The following is a 17,282-nucleotide window of genomic DNA, read 5'->3' on the forward strand; positions in this document are numbered from 1 at the left end:
CCACCTCGCGTCGTCAGCGGCCCAGGTCCCCTCATTTTGGTACGCCCTCCGCACATAAAACAGGGGCCGGCACGAAGCCGGCCCCTGCTTTTACCTGTCGCGAGAACTACTTGATCTTCACCACTACGGTCGTCGCCAACTTGTCGGCGAACGTCTGCTGCAGCGGCTTGTCCCAGAGCTGCGAGGCGCCGTTGAGCCCCACGACGATGTAGCCGAGCAGCGAGCTGATGAAGCCCAGCGGGAGGACGTTGAGCGCCCAGCCGCCCCAGGTCACCGCGGCGCGCTTGAGCGCCAGGTCGGTCGGCAGGCCCTTCGGCGGCATGCCCTGGCCGACAGGCACGACCTTGATGCCCATGACCATCTTGCCGACGGTCTGACCGTTCATCTTCAGCAGGAAGAAGTCATAGGCGATCCACAACGCGGTCACGATGACCGCCGTGATCATGCCCACGACCGTTCCAGAGAGGAGGCCGCTGGTGGTGCCGTCGATCGAGGAGTAACTGACCGCCAGCGCCGCAACCAGGATGAAGCCGATGACGACGTTCACGATGAAGAGGATGACGAAATCGATGATCCTCGCCACCAGGCGCTGCCACCACTCCGCCAGCGGGGCGGGCGCTCCTGGCGGCTGCACGCCCACCGGGCCCGGCTGACCGTAGGCCTGCCCGTAGCCCGGCTGGCCGTACTGCTGCGGCTGCCCGTAGCCCTGGGCGTACTGCTGGTCGCCGTACTGCTGGCCGTAGCCCGGCTGGGCGTAACCCGGCTGGGACTGAGCCTGCTGGCCATAGCCCTGCTGGCCGTAGCCGGGCTGGGACTGCGGCTGCTGGCCATACTGAGCCTGCTGCCCGTAGTCCGGTTGAGACTGGGGCTGCTGACCGTACTGATGCTGCCCGTAGTCAGGCTGGGACTGCGGCTGCTGGCCATACTGAGCCTGCTGTCCGTAGTCCTGCTGGGACTGCGGCTGCTGCCCGTACTGAGGCTGCTGACCATACTGAGGCTGCTGACCATACTGAGGCTGCTGCCCGTAGTCCGGTTGGGCCTGCGGCTGCTGGCCGTACTGCTGACCCGAGGGCGGCTGCTGGCCATAGCCCTGCTGGCCGTAGTCCGGCTGGGACTGCGACTGCTGACCATACTGGGGCTGCTGGCCGTAGCCCTGCTGGCCCGACTGCTGCTGCTGGCCGTACTGCTGGTCGTACTGGGGCTGCTGACCATACTGAGGCTGCTGGCCGTAGTCCGGCTGGGCCTGGGGCTGCTGGCCGTAGTCCGGCTGGGCCTGGGGCTGCTGGCCGTACTGCTGGCCCGAGGGCGGCTGCTGGCCGTACTGGGGCTGGCCGTAACCCTGCTGACCGTATTGAGGCTGCTGGCCGTGCTGGGGCTGGCCATACTGCTGCTGTTGCTGGCCGTATTGGGGCTGCTGGCCGTAGCCCTGCTGGCCGTACTGGGGCTGCTGACCGTAGGCATCGTCCGCCCGGTAGCCGACCACAGTCACGTCGGGGTCGGGCTCGCCGGGGCGGCGACCCGCGTTCTGTTGTCCGTATTCCGGGGTGCCGGCGGGGTTGTCGCCGGAGTCGTCCTGTGGATACGGCGGCTGTCCGGTGCTCACCGTGTCACCTCGCTTCGAGTGCGCGTGTGGCACGTGTCAGGACACATGCCTGTCCTGCCCAACGTATCGACATAGGTATCAACAATCACCTTTCCAGCTAGTCAAGGTCCGCGTCACCCGATGTCAGATGGAGCAGCATGCGGGTGTTGCCCAGCGTGTTCGGCTTGACGTGTTCCAGGTCGAGGAACTCCGCCACACCCTCGTCGTACGAGGCCAGCAGCTCGGCGTAGACCTCGTGTGAGACCGGTGTGCCCTGGATCGGGCGGAATCCGTGCCTCGCGAAGAAGTCGACCTCAAAAGTGAGACAGAATACACGTCGCAGACCAAGATCTTTAGCCTGCTGGATCAACGCGGAGACGATCCGGTGGCCGACGCCCATCCCCCGGCACTCGGGATCCACGGCCACCGTGCGGACCTCTGCGAGGTCCTCCCAGAGCACGTGGAGCGCGCCGCAGCCGACGACCTGTCCGCCTCGCTCGGCCACCCAGAACTCCTGTACGTCCTCGTACAGCGTCACTGTGGCCTTCTCCAGGAGCCGCGGACCCGCGCCCGCGTAGGTGTCCACCAGGCGCCTGACCGCGCGCACGTCGGGCGTGCGGGCTCGCCGGACCACCACCGCGGTCTCGGGCGCTGTCAGTTCGGCCACCTGCTCCATGGTTCTCCAGAGTACAGATCTCATTACGGCTCAGCCCTAACTCCCATGTCTCGGCCCATCCTGTTACATCTCGTGGCCAGATGAGCACGGAGCTCGCACCCGGTGGGGGTAAGCGCGAAAGCACGGACATAGAGGGCATAAGGTCAGTTCCGCACAGGTGATCACGAGATCACCTTGTGACCCTTCGGTTGTGAAACCTCTACAGACTTGGCAGTTCTGGTTGAGCACGAACCTGGAGTGCATTAGTGTCCAGCGACAATGCTCCCCGTATGTCGTACGGGTGGCACGCTCAATTCCCGAAAGGGGAGCCGGGGACCCACAGGTGGTGACCTCCAGCGCCATCACAGGGGTGAGTCCGAGTCTCTCGGTAGGGCTGCTCCGGCCCGAACCCGTCAGCTAACCCGGTAGGCGTCTATGAGAGGAGCTGATTGGTGAAGCGCACGCGTGACGGTGGGGGGAAGTCAGCGGGCAAGCACGCCCGCCCTCCGGAACGGGCACGGCGGCCGCGCCACGTCGGTGTGGTGAGTCTCACAGTCGCCGCGCTGCTGTTCGCCATCCCCGTCGGTTCGGCGTCCGCGGACCCCAAGCCCTCGTTGAAGGAGCTCGCCGCCCAGGCCCAGGAGCTGCACACCCAGATCGAGACGCTGACCGAGCAGTACAACGGCCAGCGGGAGAAGCTCAAGTCGGCCAAGAATGCCTCCGATGCCGCGCAGAAGACGTTGACGTCCAGCGAGACGGATCTGGCCGCCAAGCGCGCGAAGGCCGCCCTGCTCGCCCAGAACGCCTACATCACGGGCGGATTCACCAGGACCCTGGCGTTCGCCACCTCCAAGGACCCGGAGGACTTCCTCAACCGCGCCGCGACCTCGTACGCGCTGGAGCAGGAGCAGGGCGAGGAGATCAACCAGCTCGCCAAGGCCATGGAGGCCGCAGCCCGCGCCAGGGCGGGCGCCACGGCACGCATCGACGAGGTCCAGAAGATCGTCGACGACCTCAAGTCCAAGCGCGACAAGATCACCACGATGGTGGCCAAGGTCGAGAGCAGCCTGTTCAAGCGGGCCCTAGGCGAGGCGGGACAGCCCGGCACGCGCGCCGTGCGCGTCAACCTGCCCATCGCGGGCAGCGGCAAGGCCGCGGAGGCCGCGCGGTGGGCGCTCACACAGCAGCTCAAGCCGTACGTCTGGGGCGCCGAGGGGCCGAACTCCTACGACTGCTCCGGGCTGGTCATGGCGGCGTTCCAGCGGGTGGGCATCTCGCTGCCGCACTACACCGGCAACCAGTGGACCGCGGGGAGGCACATCTCGCGCTCGGAGCTGCGGCCCGGCGACCTGGTGTTCTTCTACAGCGACCTGCACCACGTGGGCATCTACATCGGCGGCGGCATGATGGTGCACGCCCCACAGACGGGCGACGTCGTACGGATCGCGTCGATCGCCAGGCGGCCGTTCGCCGGCGCGGTGCGCATCGCCGACTGACAGCCAGGTCGCAGCTAGATCAGCTGGCGGCGCGCGGCCCAGGCCACGGCCTCGATCGCCGTGGCGACGCCGATGCGGTCGCAGATGCCGCGTAATCTCCGGCGTACCGTGCGCCCGCTGATATCCAGACGTCTGCCCACCCGATCGACCGTGACTCCCCTGGCCAGCTCCGCCAGCAGCGCCAAATCCGCATGGCTTAGCTCAACGCCTTCAGTGAGCACATCCACCGGGAGCCCTCCCCCCAACAGCAGAACTCGGACCTCACAGATGGGCCAAAGCCGCTCCTCGGAGACGGTAAACGCATCGCGGAAAGGACGTCAAGCATGACAATCGTCGCACTTGACGGGGGCTATTGACATGATCCGTTATATGTGGCGCACTCGCGATATGTCAGGACGCCCGGCAGGCGATGAGTGATCTCTTCGGGCCTTACCGCACGCTATCAATGGGCCTCGGGACGTTCCCGATTTTGATCCGTTCGGCGCGAAGTTTCGGGGTGATCCATAAGCCGGTCATTGCCGGCTGAGCGCGCCAAGCAAGATCTTCCGCTCGCGTGTTGAGCCACCAATCGCTCGCTTTGTACGGCGATTCATATCCCGCCGGGAGATCCAGGTCAGGCCATTGAAATGGCCGGCCCGACGCGCCTACCGGATTGTTCGGAGCCGCGTGCTCCGCCTGGCCCGCGGGTAATCATCCGGCCGCCACCGGGCTGCACGCGTCACCGGCCGCGGCGGAGTGCCCGGTTTCCGGGTGCGCGTACCCGGCGCCCCTCATGGCGATCATGCCGACACCCGGGCACCGGAGAGGATGGAACGGGACACCCGCCGACGACCTTGACCCGATGCTTACAACCGCCCGCGGATCGGAAACCGGCAAGCCAGAAGGTAGTTCCACGACCACTTCCCGTGAGGGGTCAGGTATTGCCCGCGTCGTAACGGTCCCTGGCCGCCTCGACGTCCTCAATGTGCGTTTCCGACCAGTTCTTGATCGCGGCCACCAGCGGCATCAGGCTCTCGCCCAGCGGGGTGAGCGCGTAGTCCACCCGTACGGGCACCGAGGGAGTGAGTGTGCGCGAGACCAGGCCGTCGCGCTCCAGGCCGCGCAGGGTCTGGGTGAGCATCTTCTGGCTGACGCCCGCGATGCGCCTGGCCAGGTCGCTGTAGCGGCGCGGCCCTTCCGCCAGCGCGCTGAGCAGGAGGGTGACCCACTTGTCGCTGAGGCGGTCGAGGAGCTTCCTGGAGGGGCATTGGGCGAAGTACGCGTCGAAGGCCTGCCTGGCCTCGTCGCGCCGCTCCGCCGCCGTCTTCGTGGCCATTCGTCCGTTCCTCCTTGTGGGTGGGTTACGCACTTCCAGGTGCCTACTTACCATGAGAGAGTAACTCTACCTACGCTCGTCGGCATGACGAACATGCGTGCACTCATCGGCGGTTCCGGCTCTCCTCGGCTCGTGGAGGTGCCGGTGCCCACCGCGGGGCCCGGACAGGTGCGGATCAAGATGGCGGCGGCCGGGGTTAACCTGTTCGACCTCGCCGTGGCCGCAGGGACGCTCGCGGACTACGGCGTGGCCCGCAGGCTGGACTCGTACGGGCTCGGCTTCGACGTCGCAGGCACCGTCGACCAGGTGGGGGACGGGACCGCGTTCCGTGTGGGAGAGGAGGTCATCGGGCTCGTCGCGCGCCTCGAGCTACCGGTGAAGGCGCAGGCCGAGTACGTGGTGGTGGACGCCTCGGCGGTGGCGCGGGCGCCGCGCGGCCGCACCGCCGTGGAGGCGGCCACGATCCCGCTCAACGCGCTCACGGCCTGGCAGGCGCTCGACCGCGCGGGCGTCGGCCCCGGCCGTACGCTGCTGGTCACGGGGGCGGCTGGGGCCGTCGGCGGCTACCTGGTCGAGCTGGCCGCGCTGCGCGGCGCCCGGGTGGCGGCGATCGCGGGGGCCGGGGACGAGGAGCTGGTACGAGGGTTGGGGGCCGAGTGGTTCGTGCCCCGCGGTGACGACGTGGCCTCCTCCGTACGTGCCCTTGTCCCCGGGGGCGTGGACGCCGTCGTGGACACGGCCGTGCTCGGCCTGGCGGCTCTGGACGCGGTGCGGGACGGCGGGGCCTTCGTCGCCCTCTCCGCGGGCGTGGCGCCCGTGGGGCTGCGTGGGATCGACGTCGCCACCGTGTTCTTCCGGGCCGACGCCGCCCAACTCGCGGAGGTGGTGCGGCTTGTGGAAGGTGGGCGGCTGACGTTGCGGGTGGCGGACACGTACCCCTTGGATAAGGCCGCCGACGCCCACGCCCGCCTGGCCGCCGGCGGCCTCCGCGGCCGCCTCGTCCTCGTCCCCTGACCCGGTCAGTGGGTGGGCTTGACCAGCGGGAACAGGATCGTTTCGCGGATGTTCTTGCCGGTGAAGGCCATGATCATGCGGTCGATCCCCACGCCCACACCGCCAGTGGGCGGCATGGCGTACTCCAGGGCCTGCAGGAAGTCCTCGTCCAGCTGCATGGCCTCCAGGTCGCCGCCGGCGGCCAGGAGGGACTGCTCCGTCAGGCGGCGGCGCTGCTCGATCGGGTCGATCAGCTCCGAGTAGGCGGTGCCCAGCTCCGTGCCGAAGCCGATCAGGTCCCACTTCTCCGTCAGCAGCGGGTTCTCCCGGTGCTGACGGGTCAGGGGCGAGGTCTCCAGCGGGTAGTCCATGACGAACGTGGGCTGCACGATCGTGTGCTCCACCAGGGCTTCGAAGAGCTCCTGCACCAGCTTGCCCGCGCCCCACTTCGGGTCCCAGTGGATCTCGCGGCGGTCGGCGAGCTTGCGGAGCTCCTCCAGGGTGGTCGCGGTGGTGATCTCCTCACCCACGGCCTCCGAGACGGCGCCGTACAGGGTGATGCGGGGCCACTCGGCGATCCCCAGGTCCACCTCGACCCCGTCGTGGACGACCACCGACGTGCCCAGGGCCGCCACCACGGCCTTCTGGTACATCCGCTGGGTCAGGTCGGCCATGTCGTTGTAGTCGAGGTAGGTGCCGTACGCCTCCAGCATCGTGAACTCGGGGTTGTGCGTGGAGTCGGCGCCTTCGTTGCGGAAGTTGCGGTTGATCTCGAAGACCTTCTCGACGCCCCCGACCACGAGCCGCTTGAGGTAGAGCTCGATCGCGATGCGAAGGTAGAGCTCCATGTCGTAGGCGTTGATGTGGGTCTTGAAGGGCCGGGCCGTCGCGCCGCCGTGGATGGGCTGCAGCATCGGGGTCTCGACCTCGAGGTAGCCCTCCTCGTGCCAGAAGTCGCGCACCGCGCGCACCGTGGCGCTGCGGAGGCGGGCCATCTTCCGCGCCTCGTCGTTGACGATGAGGTCGACGTAGCGCTGGCGGACGCGCGCCTCGGGGTCGGTGAGGCCGACGTGCTTCTCCGGCAGCGGGCGCAGGCACTTGGCGGTGATCTGCCAGCTGTCGGCCAGGATCGACAGCTCGCCGCGCCGCGAGGTGATGACCTCGCCGCTGACGCCCACGTGGTCGCCCAGGTCGACGTCGCGCTTCCACGCGGCCAGCGACTCCTCGCCCACCTTGTCGAGCGAGATCATGACCTGGAGGTCACCGCCGCCGTCGCGGATCGTGGCGAAGCAGAGCTTGCCGCCCACGCGGTTGAGCATGACGCGCCCCGCGACCGCGACCGTGTCACCGGTGGCGGTGTCGGGCTCCAGGCCCTGGTATTTCTCCCTGACCTCGGCGTTGGTCGCCGTACGTGGGAAATTCACCGGGTAAGGGTCGACGCCCTCGCTGCGAAGGCGGTCGAGCTTCTCCCTCCGGATGCGCATCTGCTCGGGAAGTTCGTCGCTCACAACATCAAAGGGTAGGGGATATGGCGAACTGCAAGACCTCGTCGGTCCGCTACAGGAACGCTGCAGGACCTGTGCAAGAGCCCTCGCTTATCAATATCTCACGAGCTCGAGGGGGAGCCGGCGACTTCGACGGCGGCTGGTCCCAGGTCTACCGGGATACGGGCCAGTGCTCCCGCCTTGAGGCGGGAGGTGAAGGCCCGCCCCCGCGTGAGTGCCGCCTGGGGCGCGAGCGCGCCTTTGACGTAACTTCTTGCACACCCTCGGCCACTGTGGGTACGGTTCGAGTGATCGAACGGGAAGGCGATAGCCAAGCCCATCGGGAGATCGTGTCCTTGTCGGTACAGCTAGGCCGCCGGAACGGCGGTGACAGCGCGTGGAGACTCGGGGTTGCCCGGGTCGGTGAAGCGCGAACCCCCGCACTTGAGGGTGACGGGAAGAATCTCCACCATTCATTCATGGTGGAGAGGAGTTCAATCCAGGAAGTACTGCGGCTACCCCGGCTACAAGAAGTTCTTCTTCCAGGAGAACGACGTCCACAGCCTGCGGGTGAAGGTCTGCCAGATCGGCCAGTACAGCAACTACCCGAAGAAGTGCGGCTCCTGGGACTACATCTACACCGCCGAGAGCGAGTGACGATCAACCCCGGACATGCGCGAGCGGCCCCCTTACCAGAGCGGGGGCCGCTTGTTTCGTGTCAGGTCGTGTTCCTGTTGTAGATCAGGCGCAGCCCGATGAGCGTCAGCCACGGCTCGTGCACGTCGATCGAGCGCGACTCGCCCACCACCAGGCCCGCGTGCCCGCCCGTGGCCACCACCGTCACGTCGTCGGGGTCGTCGGCCAGCTCGGCCGCCATGCGCTCCACGATCCCGTCCACCTGGCCGGCGAACCCGTAGATGATCCCGGCCTGCAGCGCCTCCACCGTGTTCTTGGCGATCACCGAGCGCGGCCTGACCAGCTCCACCTTGTGCAGCTGCGCCCCGGCGGCGGCCAGCGCGTCGACCGAGATCTCGATGCCGGGCGCGGTGACCGCCCCGACGTACTCGCCCTTGGCCGACACCGCGTCGAACGACGTCGCGGTGCCGAAGTCGACGATGACGCAGGGCCCGCCGTACTGGTCGATGGCCGCCAGCGCGTTCACGATGCGGTCGCTGCCGACCTCTTTGGGGTTGTCCATGCGTACGGGCACCCCGGTGCGGATGCCCGGCTCCACGATCACCGCCGTGACGTCGCCGTAGTAGCGGCGGCACATCTCGCGCATCTCGTTGAGCACGCTCGGGACCGTGGAGCAGATGGCGATGCCGTCAATGTCGGCCCCCTTGAGCAGCGGCGACTGCGCCAGCAAGCCCTGGAGTACGACCGCGATCTCGTCGGCGGTGCGGCGGGCGTCGGTGGCCAGCCGCCAGTGCTCGATGACGTCCTCGCCCTCGAACAGCCCCAACACCGTGTGCGTGTTGCCGACGTCGATCGTGAGCAGCATCAATTACCCCCGCAGATCCAGTGCGATGTCCAGGGCTGGCGCAGAGTGCGTCAGCGCCCCCACCGCCAGGTAGTCAACGCCAGTTTCGGCCACACTGCGAGCCGATTCCAAGGTCAATCCCCCGCTGGCTTCAAGTGCAACCCTGTTTTTTGCCCGATTTTTCACGACTTGTACGGCACGAGCCGTGTCCTCGATCGTGAAGTTGTCCAGCAGGATCTCCCCGGCCCCCTCGTCCAGCACGGCCTCGAGCTGGTCGAGCCGGTCGATCTCCACCTCGATCGGCAGGTCCGGGTAGCGCTCCCTGACCGCCCTGAACGCCTCGGCCACCCCGCCGGCCGCCACCACGTGGTTGTCCTTGATCAGCGCGGCGTCCGACAGCGACATCCGGTGGTTCACGCCGCCGCCGCAGCGCACGGCGTACTTCTCCAGGGCCCGCAGCCCGGGCAGCGTCTTGCGGCTGTCACGCACGCGCGCCGCCGTGCCGCTGAGCGCCTCCACCCACCTGCCGGTCAGCGTGGCCACCCCCGAGAGGTGCGTGAGCAGGTTGAGCGCGGTGCGCTCGGCCGTCAGCATGGCCCGCACCGGCCCCTCGACCGTCATGAGCACGTCTCCGGCCCGCACCCGCTCGCCGTCCTTGGCCCTTCTCTCCGTACGGGCGGCGCCCAGCCGGACGAAGACCGCCTCGGCCACGGCCAGTCCCGCCACGATGCCGTCCTTGCGGGCCACCACGTCGCCCACGCAGGACTGCTCCGCGGGGATGGTGGCCAGGCTCGTCACGTCGCCTGCCTCCTGCAGGTCCTCGGCCAGCGCCCGGTCGATCAGCGCGTCCACCTCGGCCGGGTCCAGCCCGGCCGCGGTGAGCTCCTGCGCCAGGCGCGGCGGCATCGCGTCTCCGTGAGGCGTGTACGTCATGCGGGGGCCCTCCTCGGTCAGGGTCACGTCCAGGTGGCCGAGCCAGTCGTTGTCGTCTCGGGTGTCGTAGTCCTCGCGCCAGTGTGAGCCGCGGGTCTCGAGCCTGGCCGCCGCCGCGCCGGTGAGCACGGTGGCGACGGTGAGCAGGTTCGTGGTCTCCCAGGACTCGGTGCAGGCGGGCACCTCGACCGGCGTCCAGCGGGCGTCGCGCAGTGCCCTGGCCGTGGCCAGCAGCGACTCGCGGCTGCGCAGCACGCTCGCCCCGGTGCTCATGTGGGCCTGGATCCTGGGCCTGACCCTCGGGTCCACCAGCCCGGTCGCCGCTCCGTCCGCGGCCGGCTCGCCCGGCGACGGGCGTACCGCGTGGATGTGCTCGGCGATGCGTTCGGCGAAGACGAGCCCCTCGAGCAGGGAGTTCGAGGCCAGCCGGTTCGCGCCGTGCACGCCGGTGCAGGCCACCTCGCCGCACGCGTACAGGCCCTCGATCGAGGTACGGCCGTGCAGGTCCGTGCGGACGCCGCCGCTCGCGTAATGGGCGGCGGGCGCCACGGGGATCGGCTCGGTCACCGGGTCGATGCCGTGCTCGCGGCAGACGGCGTAGATCGTGGGAAAACGGGACTCCCACTTCTCGCGGCCGAAGTGGCGGCCGTCGAGGTACACGTGGTCGCGGCCCGTCTCCCGCATCGTGCGCATGATCGCCTTGGCCACGACGTCGCGCGGCGCGAGGTCCGCGAGCTCGTGCACGCCCTGCATGAACCGGCCGCCCTCGTGGTCCACCAGGTACGCGCCCTCGCCCCTGACCGCCTCAGAAATCAGCGGCTGCTGACCGGTCGAGCCCTCGCCGAGCCAGAGCACGGTCGGATGGAACTGGACGAACTCGATGTCGCGCACCACGGCCCCGGCCCGCAGCGCGAGCGCGACCCCGTCGCCGGTCGAGACGGCGGGGTTGGTGGTGGCGGAGTACACCTGGCCCATGCCGCCGGTGGCCAGCACCACCGCCCTGGCGCGCACCGCGCCCACCCCGTCACGTGCGCCCTCGCCCATGACGTGCAGCGTCACGCCCGTGGCCCGGCCCCTGGCGTCCTTGAGCAGGTCGAGCACCAGCGCGTGTTCGATCACCTCGATGTGCTCGGCGCGGGCCGCCTCGATGAGTGCCCGCTGCACCTCCGCTCCCGTGGCGTCGCCGCCCGCGTGCACGATCCGGCGCCGCCGGTGCCCGCCCTCCCGCGTGAGCTGGAGCTCCCCATCGGGGGTGCGGTCGAAGCGGGCGCCACGCTCCATGAGCCGCCGCAGCGCGCCGGGCCCTTCCGTGACGAGCGTGCGCACGGCCCGCGTGTCGCACAGCCCGACTCCGGCGAGCAACGTGTCGTTCAGGTGCTCGCCGGGGGTGTCACGGGGATCGAGCACGGCCGCGATGCCGCCCTGTGCCCATCGGGTGGAGCCCGCCGACAGCACATCCTTGGTGACGACCAGCACCTTGGCGGACGGCTCCAGCTCGGCATGGCGCAGGGCCACGGTCAGGCCCGCGATGCCCGAGCCGATGACGACCACGTCCGCTTCGACGGTCCAGCCCGGCGCGGGCGCGGTCAGCCGCAGGGGAATCGCCGGTGCACTCATCAGGGGTCTCCTCACTGAGGCGATTTCGTCAACATGACGATAACGCCTGGCGCGGCGTGCCCATGACCCGGGGTCCGGATGTCCTATGAGGCGGGACTCAAGGTGACCGTGACGTTGTCGATCAGCCTGGTCGTGCCCACCTTGGCGGCCACCGCGAGCACGGCCGTCCCCTCGTACGTCTCGTCGACGTCGGCGAACGTGGCCGGGTCGACCAGCGCGAGGTAGTCGATCTCCAGCCGCGGCCCGGCCGCGTCGAGCACCGCCCGCGCCGCCGCGCGGACCCCGGCCGGGGTGAGCTCCGCCGCGCCCGCCCGCAGGGCGCGGGAGAGCGCCAGCGCCACCTGCCGGTCGTCGTCGGACAGGTAGCGGTTGCGACTCGACAGGGCCAGGCCGTCGGGCTCGCGTACGGTGGGCGCGCCCAGGATCTCGATCGGCAGGTCGAGGTCGGCGACCATGCGGCGGATGAGCGCGAGCTGCTGGGCGTCCTTCTGCCCGAAGACGGCGAGGTCGGGCTGGACGAGGTTGAACAGCTTGAGCACGACCGTGAGCACGCCGTCGAAGTGCCCGGGGCGACATGCGCCCTCGACGACCGTGCCCATGTGGCCGGCGGAGACGCTCACCTGGCGGTCCGGCGCGTACATCACCTCGGCGTCGGGGTGGAACACGACGTCCACGCCCTCCGCCCGGCACACGTCAAGGTCGGCGTCGAACGTACGGGGATATCGGGAAAAATCCTCGTTTGGGCCGAATTGCAGGGGGTTGACGAAGATGCTGACCACGACCTGATCGGCGCGGGCCCGGGCCTGCCTGATCAGCGACCGGTGGCCCTCGTGCAGCGCGCCCATGGTCGGCACCAGCGCCACCTCACCACCACGCCGCGCCTTGACCAGGTCATCCCTGTGCCTGGCGACGATCAGCTCCATCTTCAGCCTCCGAACGGGACGGTTAAGTCCATATATTGCCGCCCAGCGCGTCGAGCAGCCGCTCCGCCTCCTCCGGTTTGAGCAGCCCGGCGGCCAGTGCCCGGTCGGCCGTGAGTCTGGCCAGCGCGATGTAGGCGTCGGCCGCCTCGGGCGCCGCCAGGATCAGCGCGTCCACGTGCTTGCGCACGGTGCCCGCGTCGCCGCGGACGACCGGGCCGGTCAGCCCGGCGATGCCCAGCCTCAGCACGTTGTCGAGTGCGGCGCCGAGCAGCGGGCCCAGCATGCGCCCCGGGTGCTCGACGCCGATACGCCGGAGCAGCTCCTGTGACTCGGCGATGAGCGTGACCATGTGGTTGGCGGCCCCGGCCAGTGCCGCGTGGTAGAGCGCGCGGTCGGCGTCGGCGATCCAGACGGGCTCGCCACCCATCTCGATCACCAGGGCCTCGGCGATCGGCCGCAGCACGTCGGGGGCGGTCACGCCGTACGAGATGCCGGTGAGCTTGTTGATGTCGTCGTCCCTGCCCGTGAACGTCATCACCGGGTGCAGTGCCAGCGGCAGCGCGCCGGCCTTGGCCGCCGGGTCGAGCACGGACAGCCCGTAGGCCCCGCTGGTGTGCACGAGCAGCTTGCCCTGCAGGTCGGCGCCCGTGGTGGCGAGCCCGTTGACGAGGTCGGGCAGCGCGTCGTCGGGCACGGTGAGCAGGATGAGCTGGGCCGCCGCGACGACCTCGTCGGGCCTGGACAGCTTGACGCCGAGCCGGTCGGCCGCCCATCGCTGTGAATTTTCCGAAACGCCGCTCGCGGCCACGATCCGGTGCCCCGCCTGCGCCAGCGCGGCACCGAGGGCCGAGCCGACCTTGCCCGCCCCCAGCACGCCGACAGTCAGCCGTGCCGGGCGATCCCCTGCGTCCATGACGTCACACCTCTGTCGATATGGCACCGCCGACCAGCGTAACGGCCTTTCGCGACTGCAGATGTGACCGCTGTTTTGCCGCATGTTGAGTTAACGACAAAAGCGACAAGGGCATACAAAACGGTGCACCCCCTGTCGGAAGAGATGAGGAGAGGGGTTCCATCGCATGGCAGCGGGCGCCGCGTCCCCTCATCCAGGACCGACGCCCGCGCGGATGTGACCTCTTGGAGGTGCGCCGGCTGGCTGCTCGCCGACCGGCCAGCCGGAGTGACAGCCCGGGCCGGACGAGCGCCGGCCCGGGTTTGTCGCGTTGTCAGTGGTGGCTCGGCACGTAGGCGTGAGCACCGCCCTTGCAGCCGGCGAACGCGATGCCGATGACGGCCACGGCGTTGCCGCAGACGTTGATCGGGATGGCGATCGGAGCGTGCACCTGGTTGCCGCCGAGCACGCTGCCGTCGCCGCTGGTGATGTCGGCGTGCGCCGGGGCCGCGAGCGACAGCATGGCGAAGGCTCCTGCGACGACCATGACCTTCTTCAGCACGGGGGTTCCTCTCAGTTGCGCGGCCTGGGCCGCTGGGGTGCTCTGCTCGGGAGCGAAGGGCTCCGCCAAATGAGGGTTGGCGGAACGCGATCACTCGATGACGAAGGGTAAAGCTACTGCAAGTCGGCGACAATGAGTAGTCGTTTGATAGCGATGCGTATCAACAAGAAATCATGAGATAGTCCAGAGCATGTGGCTCACCTGGCGCGCCGCGACGGAGCGTGCGCTGTACGGCGAGGAGGGCTTCTACCTTCGCGAGCGCCCTTCGGGCCACTTCCGCACCTCGGTCAGCGCCTCCGCGGCGTTCGCCGACGCGGTGCTGGGGCTGCTGGCGGAGGTGGACGCCGAGCTCGGCGGCCCGGACGTGCTCGACCTGGTCGACATCGGCGCGGGCGAGGGCACGCTGGTCACCCAGGTGCTCGCCGCCGCCGAGCCCAGGCTGCGCGACCGGCTCCGCGTCACCGCCGTCGACCTCTCCCCCAGGCCAGAGGGACTGCCCGAGCGCGTCGCCTGGCGGCGGAGCCTGCCCACCGGCATCACCGGCCTGGCCATCGCCAACGAGTGGCTCGACAACATCCCGCTCGACGTGGCCGAGCAGACCGCCGACGGGCCGCGCCTCGTCATGGTCAACGTCCACACGGGCGAGGAGCGCCTCGGCGGGCCGCTGCGTCCCGCCGACCGCGCCTGGCTCGACCGGTGGTGGCCGCTGTCCCGCGTGGGCTCGCGCGCGGAGATCGGCCGGCCCCGCGATGAGGCATGGGCCGCTGTCCTGGTACGTCTCAACCGCGGCCGGGCGATTGCCATCGATTATGCACATGCTGTGGATAACCGGCCGCTCTGTGGCACGTTGACCGGTTACCGCGACGGCGCGGTCGTTGCCCCGATCCCCGACGGGACCTGCGATATCACGGCTCACGTGGCCCTCGACGCGTGCGCGGAGGCCGGGCGGCGAGCCGGTGCGATATCCACAACCTTGTCCACACAGCGTGCGGCGCTGAAGGCGTTGGGGATCACCGGCACCCGGCCGCCCATCGACCTGGCCCACACCGATCCGCGGGGCTATGTCCGGGCCCTGGCCCGGGCCTCGGAGGAGGGCGAGCTGATCGATCCGGCCGGCCTCGGCGGCTTCGGCTGGCTCAGCCAGCGGCGCTGACCTCCAGGGACTCCAGCCCTCGGATGATGTAGCCGGGCTTCCAGGCGGGCTCCTGCCGCAGCTCCAGCTTGTTCGCCCGGGCCAGCAGCGCGCCGAACGACTCCATGAGCTCGATGCGGGCCAGCGGCGCCCCCAGGCAGAAGTGGATGCCGGCCCCGAAGGAGATGTGCGGATTGTCCGCGCGCCCCACGTCGAGCCGGTCCGGCTCCTCGAACACCGCCTGGTCACGGTTGGCCGAGCCGAACAGCAGCGCCACCTCCGACCCACGCGGGATCTCCACGCCGTGCACCTCGATGTCCTCCAGCACCCAGCGCTCGAACATCTGCAGCGGCGTGTCCCAGCGCATCAGCTCCTCGACGGCTGTGGGCAGCAGCGAGCGGTCCTCGCGCAGCCGTGCCAGCTCGGCGGGGTTCCTGAACAGGGACCACCAGCCGTTGCCTGTCACGTTCACGGTGGCCTCGTGGCCGGCGTTGAGCAGCAGCACACACGTGCCGACCAGCTCGTCCTCGGTCAGCTCTTCGATCGCCGCCAGCGCGCTGACCAGGTCCTCGCCCGGGGTCCGGCGCCGCTGCGCGGCGAGGGTCTTGAGGTAGCCGGCGAACTCCGACGCCGCGCGTACCGCCGCGTGCTGGGCGTCCGGCGTCGGGTTGAGCTCGTACATGCCGCAGATGTCCGCCGACCAGGGGCGCAGCAGGTGGCGGTCCTGCTCGGGGATGCCGAGCATCTCCGCGATCACCGTCACCGGGAGCGGCTCGGCCACCTCGGCGATCAGGTCGCCGCCGCCCTTCTCCACGAACGCGTCCACCAGGCCCTCGGCGACGGCGCGCACCCGGGGCCGCAGGGACTCGACCATGCGGGGCGTGAACGCCTTGGAGACCAGCCGGCGCAGCCTGGTGTGCACCGGCGGCTCCACGTCCAGCATGCCCGCCCTGATCACCCGCCAGAACGGCTCGTGGGACTCCGGCTCCGGCGGCCTGCCGAACTCCTCATGGGTGGCCACGTGCAGGTAGGACCTGCCCAGGCGGCGGTCCCTGAGCAGGGCGTTCACGTCGGCGTGGCGTGAGATCAGCCACTGGTTCGTCGGCTCGAAGTAGCTGACGGGCGACTCGCGCCTCAGCTCGTCGTACACGTCGTACGGGTAGGCCACGAAATCCGGATCCCAAGGGTCAAAGCGCACTATTCCATACTAGAAGCCGAATCCTCCTGCTCCTGGTGGACGCGCTTGCTGCGCATCCGGATGTTCAGCAGCTCGACGACGAGCGAGAACGCCATGGCGAAGTAGATGTAGCCCTTGGGGATGTGCTGGCCGAAGCCCTCGGCGATGAGCACCACGCCGATCAGCACCAGGAACGACAGCGCCAGCATCTTGATGCTCGGGTGCCGGTCCACGAACCTGCTGATCGGCCCCGAGGCGAACAGCATCACCAGCACGGACACCACGACCGCCGCGATCATCACAGGGAGCTGGTCCACCATTCCGACTGCGGTGATGACGGAGTCGAGCGAGAACACGATGTCCAGCACCATGATCTGCAGGATCACCGAGGTGAAGGAGGCGGCGGCGGCCTTCTTGCCGTCCCCGCCCGCGGGGCCGTCCATGCTGTGGCTGATCTCGGTGACGCTCTTGCCCAGCAGGAACAGGCCGCCGAGCAGCAGGATCAGGTCGCGTCCCGATATGTCGTGGCCGAAGACGGCGAACAACGGCTCGGTGAGCTGCACCACCCACGACAGGCCGAGCAGCAGGAGCAGGCGGCTGATCAGGGCCGCGCCCAGACCCAGCACGCGGGCTCTGTCGCGCTGTTCCGGGGGTAGCTTCCCGGCCAGGATGGAGATGAAGATGATGTTGTCGATGCCCAACACGATCTCCAGGGCGACCAGGGTGAAGAAGCCGATCCAGATCTGCGGGTCGGTCACCCAGTCCAACATTCTGCGCACCTCCATGACTACGTGGGCGGGGGTTTCCGGTAGCAACGAGTAACGCGCCACAGAAGTTCGCCGACTTGCGATCGAAGGAGGGGTTTGAGTTATAGTGCCCGTCGTAGGTCATGAGTGCCAGCGACAAGCCCCGGCTAGCTGGCCGGCAACCCTCGCGTCCGCGGCGGGGTGCCCCGGGTGAAGACCTGGTCCGTCACGAGGTGTGGCGGGCAAGCGCGGGCTCTGTGGCTGCTTCCAGGGGTCCGATGACCCTGAGGGAGAT

At 69.1% G+C, this 17,282-nt stretch carries 17 protein-coding genes and 2 riboswitches; of the genes, 5 read left to right on the forward strand and 12 right to left on the reverse strand.

The window, feature by feature from the left end; genetic code table 11:
- Positions 1-106 precede the first annotated feature (106 nt).
- On the reverse strand, positions 107-640 hold the full coding sequence (locus ABN273_RS05125) for an RDD family protein (RefSeq protein ID WP_349447458.1): 534 nt from the start codon (positions 638-640) through the stop codon (positions 107-109).
- 216 nt (positions 641-856) lie between these two features.
- Between ABN273_RS05125 and ABN273_RS05130 the strand changes: the two genes are divergently transcribed.
- Positions 857-1,678, forward strand: a complete 822-nt coding sequence (locus tag ABN273_RS05130; protein WP_349447459.1) for a hypothetical protein — start codon at positions 857-859, stop codon at positions 1,676-1,678.
- A gap of 22 nt (positions 1,679-1,700) precedes the next feature.
- On the opposite strand, the gene ABN273_RS05135 is transcribed toward ABN273_RS05130, so the two are convergent.
- On the reverse strand, positions 1,701-2,258 hold the full coding sequence (locus ABN273_RS05135; protein WP_349447460.1) for an amino-acid N-acetyltransferase: 558 nt from the start codon (positions 2,256-2,258) through the stop codon (positions 1,701-1,703).
- A 276-nt stretch (positions 2,259-2,534) separates the two neighbouring features.
- Positions 2,535-2,684: riboswitch (cyclic di-AMP (ydaO/yuaA leader) on the forward strand.
- Positions 2,685-2,779: 95 nt separating this feature from the next.
- Here ABN273_RS05135 and ABN273_RS05140 point away from each other — a divergent pair.
- Entirely contained in the window at positions 2,780-3,733 is a 954-nt protein-coding gene (locus ABN273_RS05140) for a C40 family peptidase (protein ID WP_349447461.1), read from the forward strand.
- A 14-nt stretch (positions 3,734-3,747) separates the two neighbouring features.
- Here the strand turns inward: ABN273_RS05140 and ABN273_RS05145 are convergent, their stop codons facing one another.
- Both ABN273_RS05145 and ABN273_RS05150 read right to left on the reverse strand, forming a co-directional pair.
- The gene (locus tag ABN273_RS05145; protein ID WP_132597751.1) at positions 3,748-3,960 is read right to left on the reverse strand and encodes a helix-turn-helix domain-containing protein; all 213 of its coding nucleotides are present in this window, start codon (positions 3,958-3,960) and stop codon (positions 3,748-3,750) included.
- Between the two features lie 686 nt (positions 3,961-4,646).
- A complete protein-coding gene (locus ABN273_RS05150) occupies positions 4,647-5,048 on the reverse strand; it encodes a winged helix-turn-helix transcriptional regulator (RefSeq protein WP_349447462.1) in 402 nt (133 codons plus the stop codon).
- An 84-nt stretch (positions 5,049-5,132) separates the two neighbouring features.
- Between ABN273_RS05150 and ABN273_RS05155 the strand changes: the two genes are divergently transcribed.
- A complete protein-coding gene (locus ABN273_RS05155) occupies positions 5,133-6,062 on the forward strand; it encodes an NADP-dependent oxidoreductase (RefSeq protein WP_349447463.1) in 930 nt (309 codons plus the stop codon).
- A gap of 5 nt (positions 6,063-6,067) precedes the next feature.
- Here ABN273_RS05155 and lysX read toward each other — a convergent pair whose 3' ends face one another.
- Positions 6,068-7,549: a bifunctional lysylphosphatidylglycerol synthetase/lysine--tRNA ligase LysX gene (lysX, locus tag ABN273_RS05160; protein WP_349447464.1), complete on the reverse strand. Its 1,482-nt coding sequence runs from the start codon at positions 7,547-7,549 to the stop codon at positions 6,068-6,070.
- A 426-nt stretch (positions 7,550-7,975) separates the two neighbouring features.
- On the opposite strand from lysX, the gene ABN273_RS05165 reads away from it, so the two are divergent.
- A complete protein-coding gene (locus ABN273_RS05165; protein ID WP_349447465.1) occupies positions 7,976-8,182 on the forward strand; it encodes a hypothetical protein in 207 nt (68 codons plus the stop codon).
- Positions 8,183-8,243: 61 nt separating this feature from the next.
- Here ABN273_RS05165 and ABN273_RS05170 read toward each other — a convergent pair whose 3' ends face one another.
- The 5 genes from ABN273_RS05170 to ABN273_RS05190 all read right to left on the reverse strand — a co-directional run bounded on the left by ABN273_RS05170 (position 8,244) and on the right by ABN273_RS05190 (position 13,932).
- Entirely contained in the window at positions 8,244-9,026 is a 783-nt protein-coding gene (locus ABN273_RS05170; RefSeq protein ID WP_349447466.1) for a type III pantothenate kinase, read from the reverse strand.
- Positions 9,027-9,029: 3 nt separating this feature from the next.
- A complete protein-coding gene (locus tag ABN273_RS05175) occupies positions 9,030-11,555 on the reverse strand; it encodes an L-aspartate oxidase (protein WP_349447467.1) in 2,526 nt (841 codons plus the stop codon).
- 83 nt (positions 11,556-11,638) lie between these two features.
- Positions 11,639-12,478 carry a pantoate--beta-alanine ligase gene (panC, locus tag ABN273_RS05180; protein WP_349447468.1) on the reverse strand — a complete coding sequence of 280 codons (840 nt, stop codon included), beginning with the start codon at positions 12,476-12,478 and terminating at the stop codon, positions 11,639-11,641.
- A gap of 22 nt (positions 12,479-12,500) precedes the next feature.
- Positions 12,501-13,391 (reverse strand): Rossmann-like and DUF2520 domain-containing protein, encoded by an 891-nt coding sequence (locus ABN273_RS05185; RefSeq protein ID WP_349447469.1) that lies wholly within the window; start codon positions 13,389-13,391, stop codon positions 12,501-12,503.
- Positions 13,392-13,704: 313 nt separating this feature from the next.
- A complete protein-coding gene (locus tag ABN273_RS05190; RefSeq protein WP_349447470.1) occupies positions 13,705-13,932 on the reverse strand; it encodes a chaplin family protein in 228 nt (75 codons plus the stop codon).
- A 190-nt stretch (positions 13,933-14,122) separates the two neighbouring features.
- Between ABN273_RS05190 and ABN273_RS05195 the strand changes: the two genes are divergently transcribed.
- Positions 14,123-15,085, forward strand: a complete 963-nt coding sequence (locus ABN273_RS05195; RefSeq protein WP_349447471.1) for an SAM-dependent methyltransferase — start codon at positions 14,123-14,125, stop codon at positions 15,083-15,085.
- Here ABN273_RS05195 and ABN273_RS05200 read toward each other — a convergent pair.
- Positions 15,069-16,262 carry a cytochrome P450 gene (locus ABN273_RS05200; protein ID WP_349447472.1) on the reverse strand — a complete coding sequence of 398 codons (1,194 nt, stop codon included), beginning with the start codon at positions 16,260-16,262 and terminating at the stop codon, positions 15,069-15,071. The two genes, ABN273_RS05195 and ABN273_RS05200, sit on opposite strands and share 17 nt — an antisense overlap.
- Entirely contained in the window at positions 16,262-17,011 is a 750-nt protein-coding gene (locus ABN273_RS05205; protein ID WP_349447473.1) for a TerC family protein, read from the reverse strand. Before ABN273_RS05205 ends, ABN273_RS05200 begins: the two co-directional genes overlap by 1 nt.
- A 115-nt stretch (positions 17,012-17,126) precedes the next feature.
- Positions 17,127-17,242: riboswitch (SAM riboswitch) on the forward strand.
- Positions 17,243-17,282 lie beyond the last annotated feature (40 nt).

The organism is Nonomuraea sp. B19D2, assembly GCF_040137845.1.
Taxonomy (GTDB): domain Bacteria; phylum Actinomycetota; class Actinomycetes; order Streptosporangiales; family Streptosporangiaceae; genus Nonomuraea.

Excerpts from the sequence above, each read along its gene's own strand:
- ABN273_RS05175 (WP_349447467.1), bottom strand. The coding sequence starts at position 11,555 with ATGAGTGCACCGGCGATTCCCCTGCGGCTGACCGCGCCCGCGCCGGGC.
- ABN273_RS05155 (WP_349447463.1), top strand. The coding sequence starts at position 5,133 with ATGACGAACATGCGTGCACTCATCGGCGGTTCCGGCTCTCCTCGGCTC.
- ABN273_RS05135 (WP_349447460.1), bottom strand. The coding sequence starts at position 2,258 with ATGGAGCAGGTGGCCGAACTGACAGCGCCCGAGACCGCGGTGGTGGTC.
- ABN273_RS05170 (WP_349447466.1), bottom strand. The coding sequence starts at position 9,026 with ATGCTGCTCACGATCGACGTCGGCAACACGCACACGGTGTTGGGGCTG.
- ABN273_RS05150 (WP_349447462.1), bottom strand. The coding sequence starts at position 5,048 with ATGGCCACGAAGACGGCGGCGGAGCGGCGCGACGAGGCCAGGCAGGCC.
- ABN273_RS05205 (WP_349447473.1), bottom strand. The coding sequence starts at position 17,011 with ATGTTGGACTGGGTGACCGACCCGCAGATCTGGATCGGCTTCTTCACC.
- panC (WP_349447468.1), bottom strand. The coding sequence starts at position 12,478 with ATGGAGCTGATCGTCGCCAGGCACAGGGATGACCTGGTCAAGGCGCGG.
- ABN273_RS05195 (WP_349447471.1), top strand. The coding sequence starts at position 14,123 with ATGTGGCTCACCTGGCGCGCCGCGACGGAGCGTGCGCTGTACGGCGAG.
- ABN273_RS05185 (WP_349447469.1), bottom strand. The coding sequence starts at position 13,391 with ATGGACGCAGGGGATCGCCCGGCACGGCTGACTGTCGGCGTGCTGGGG.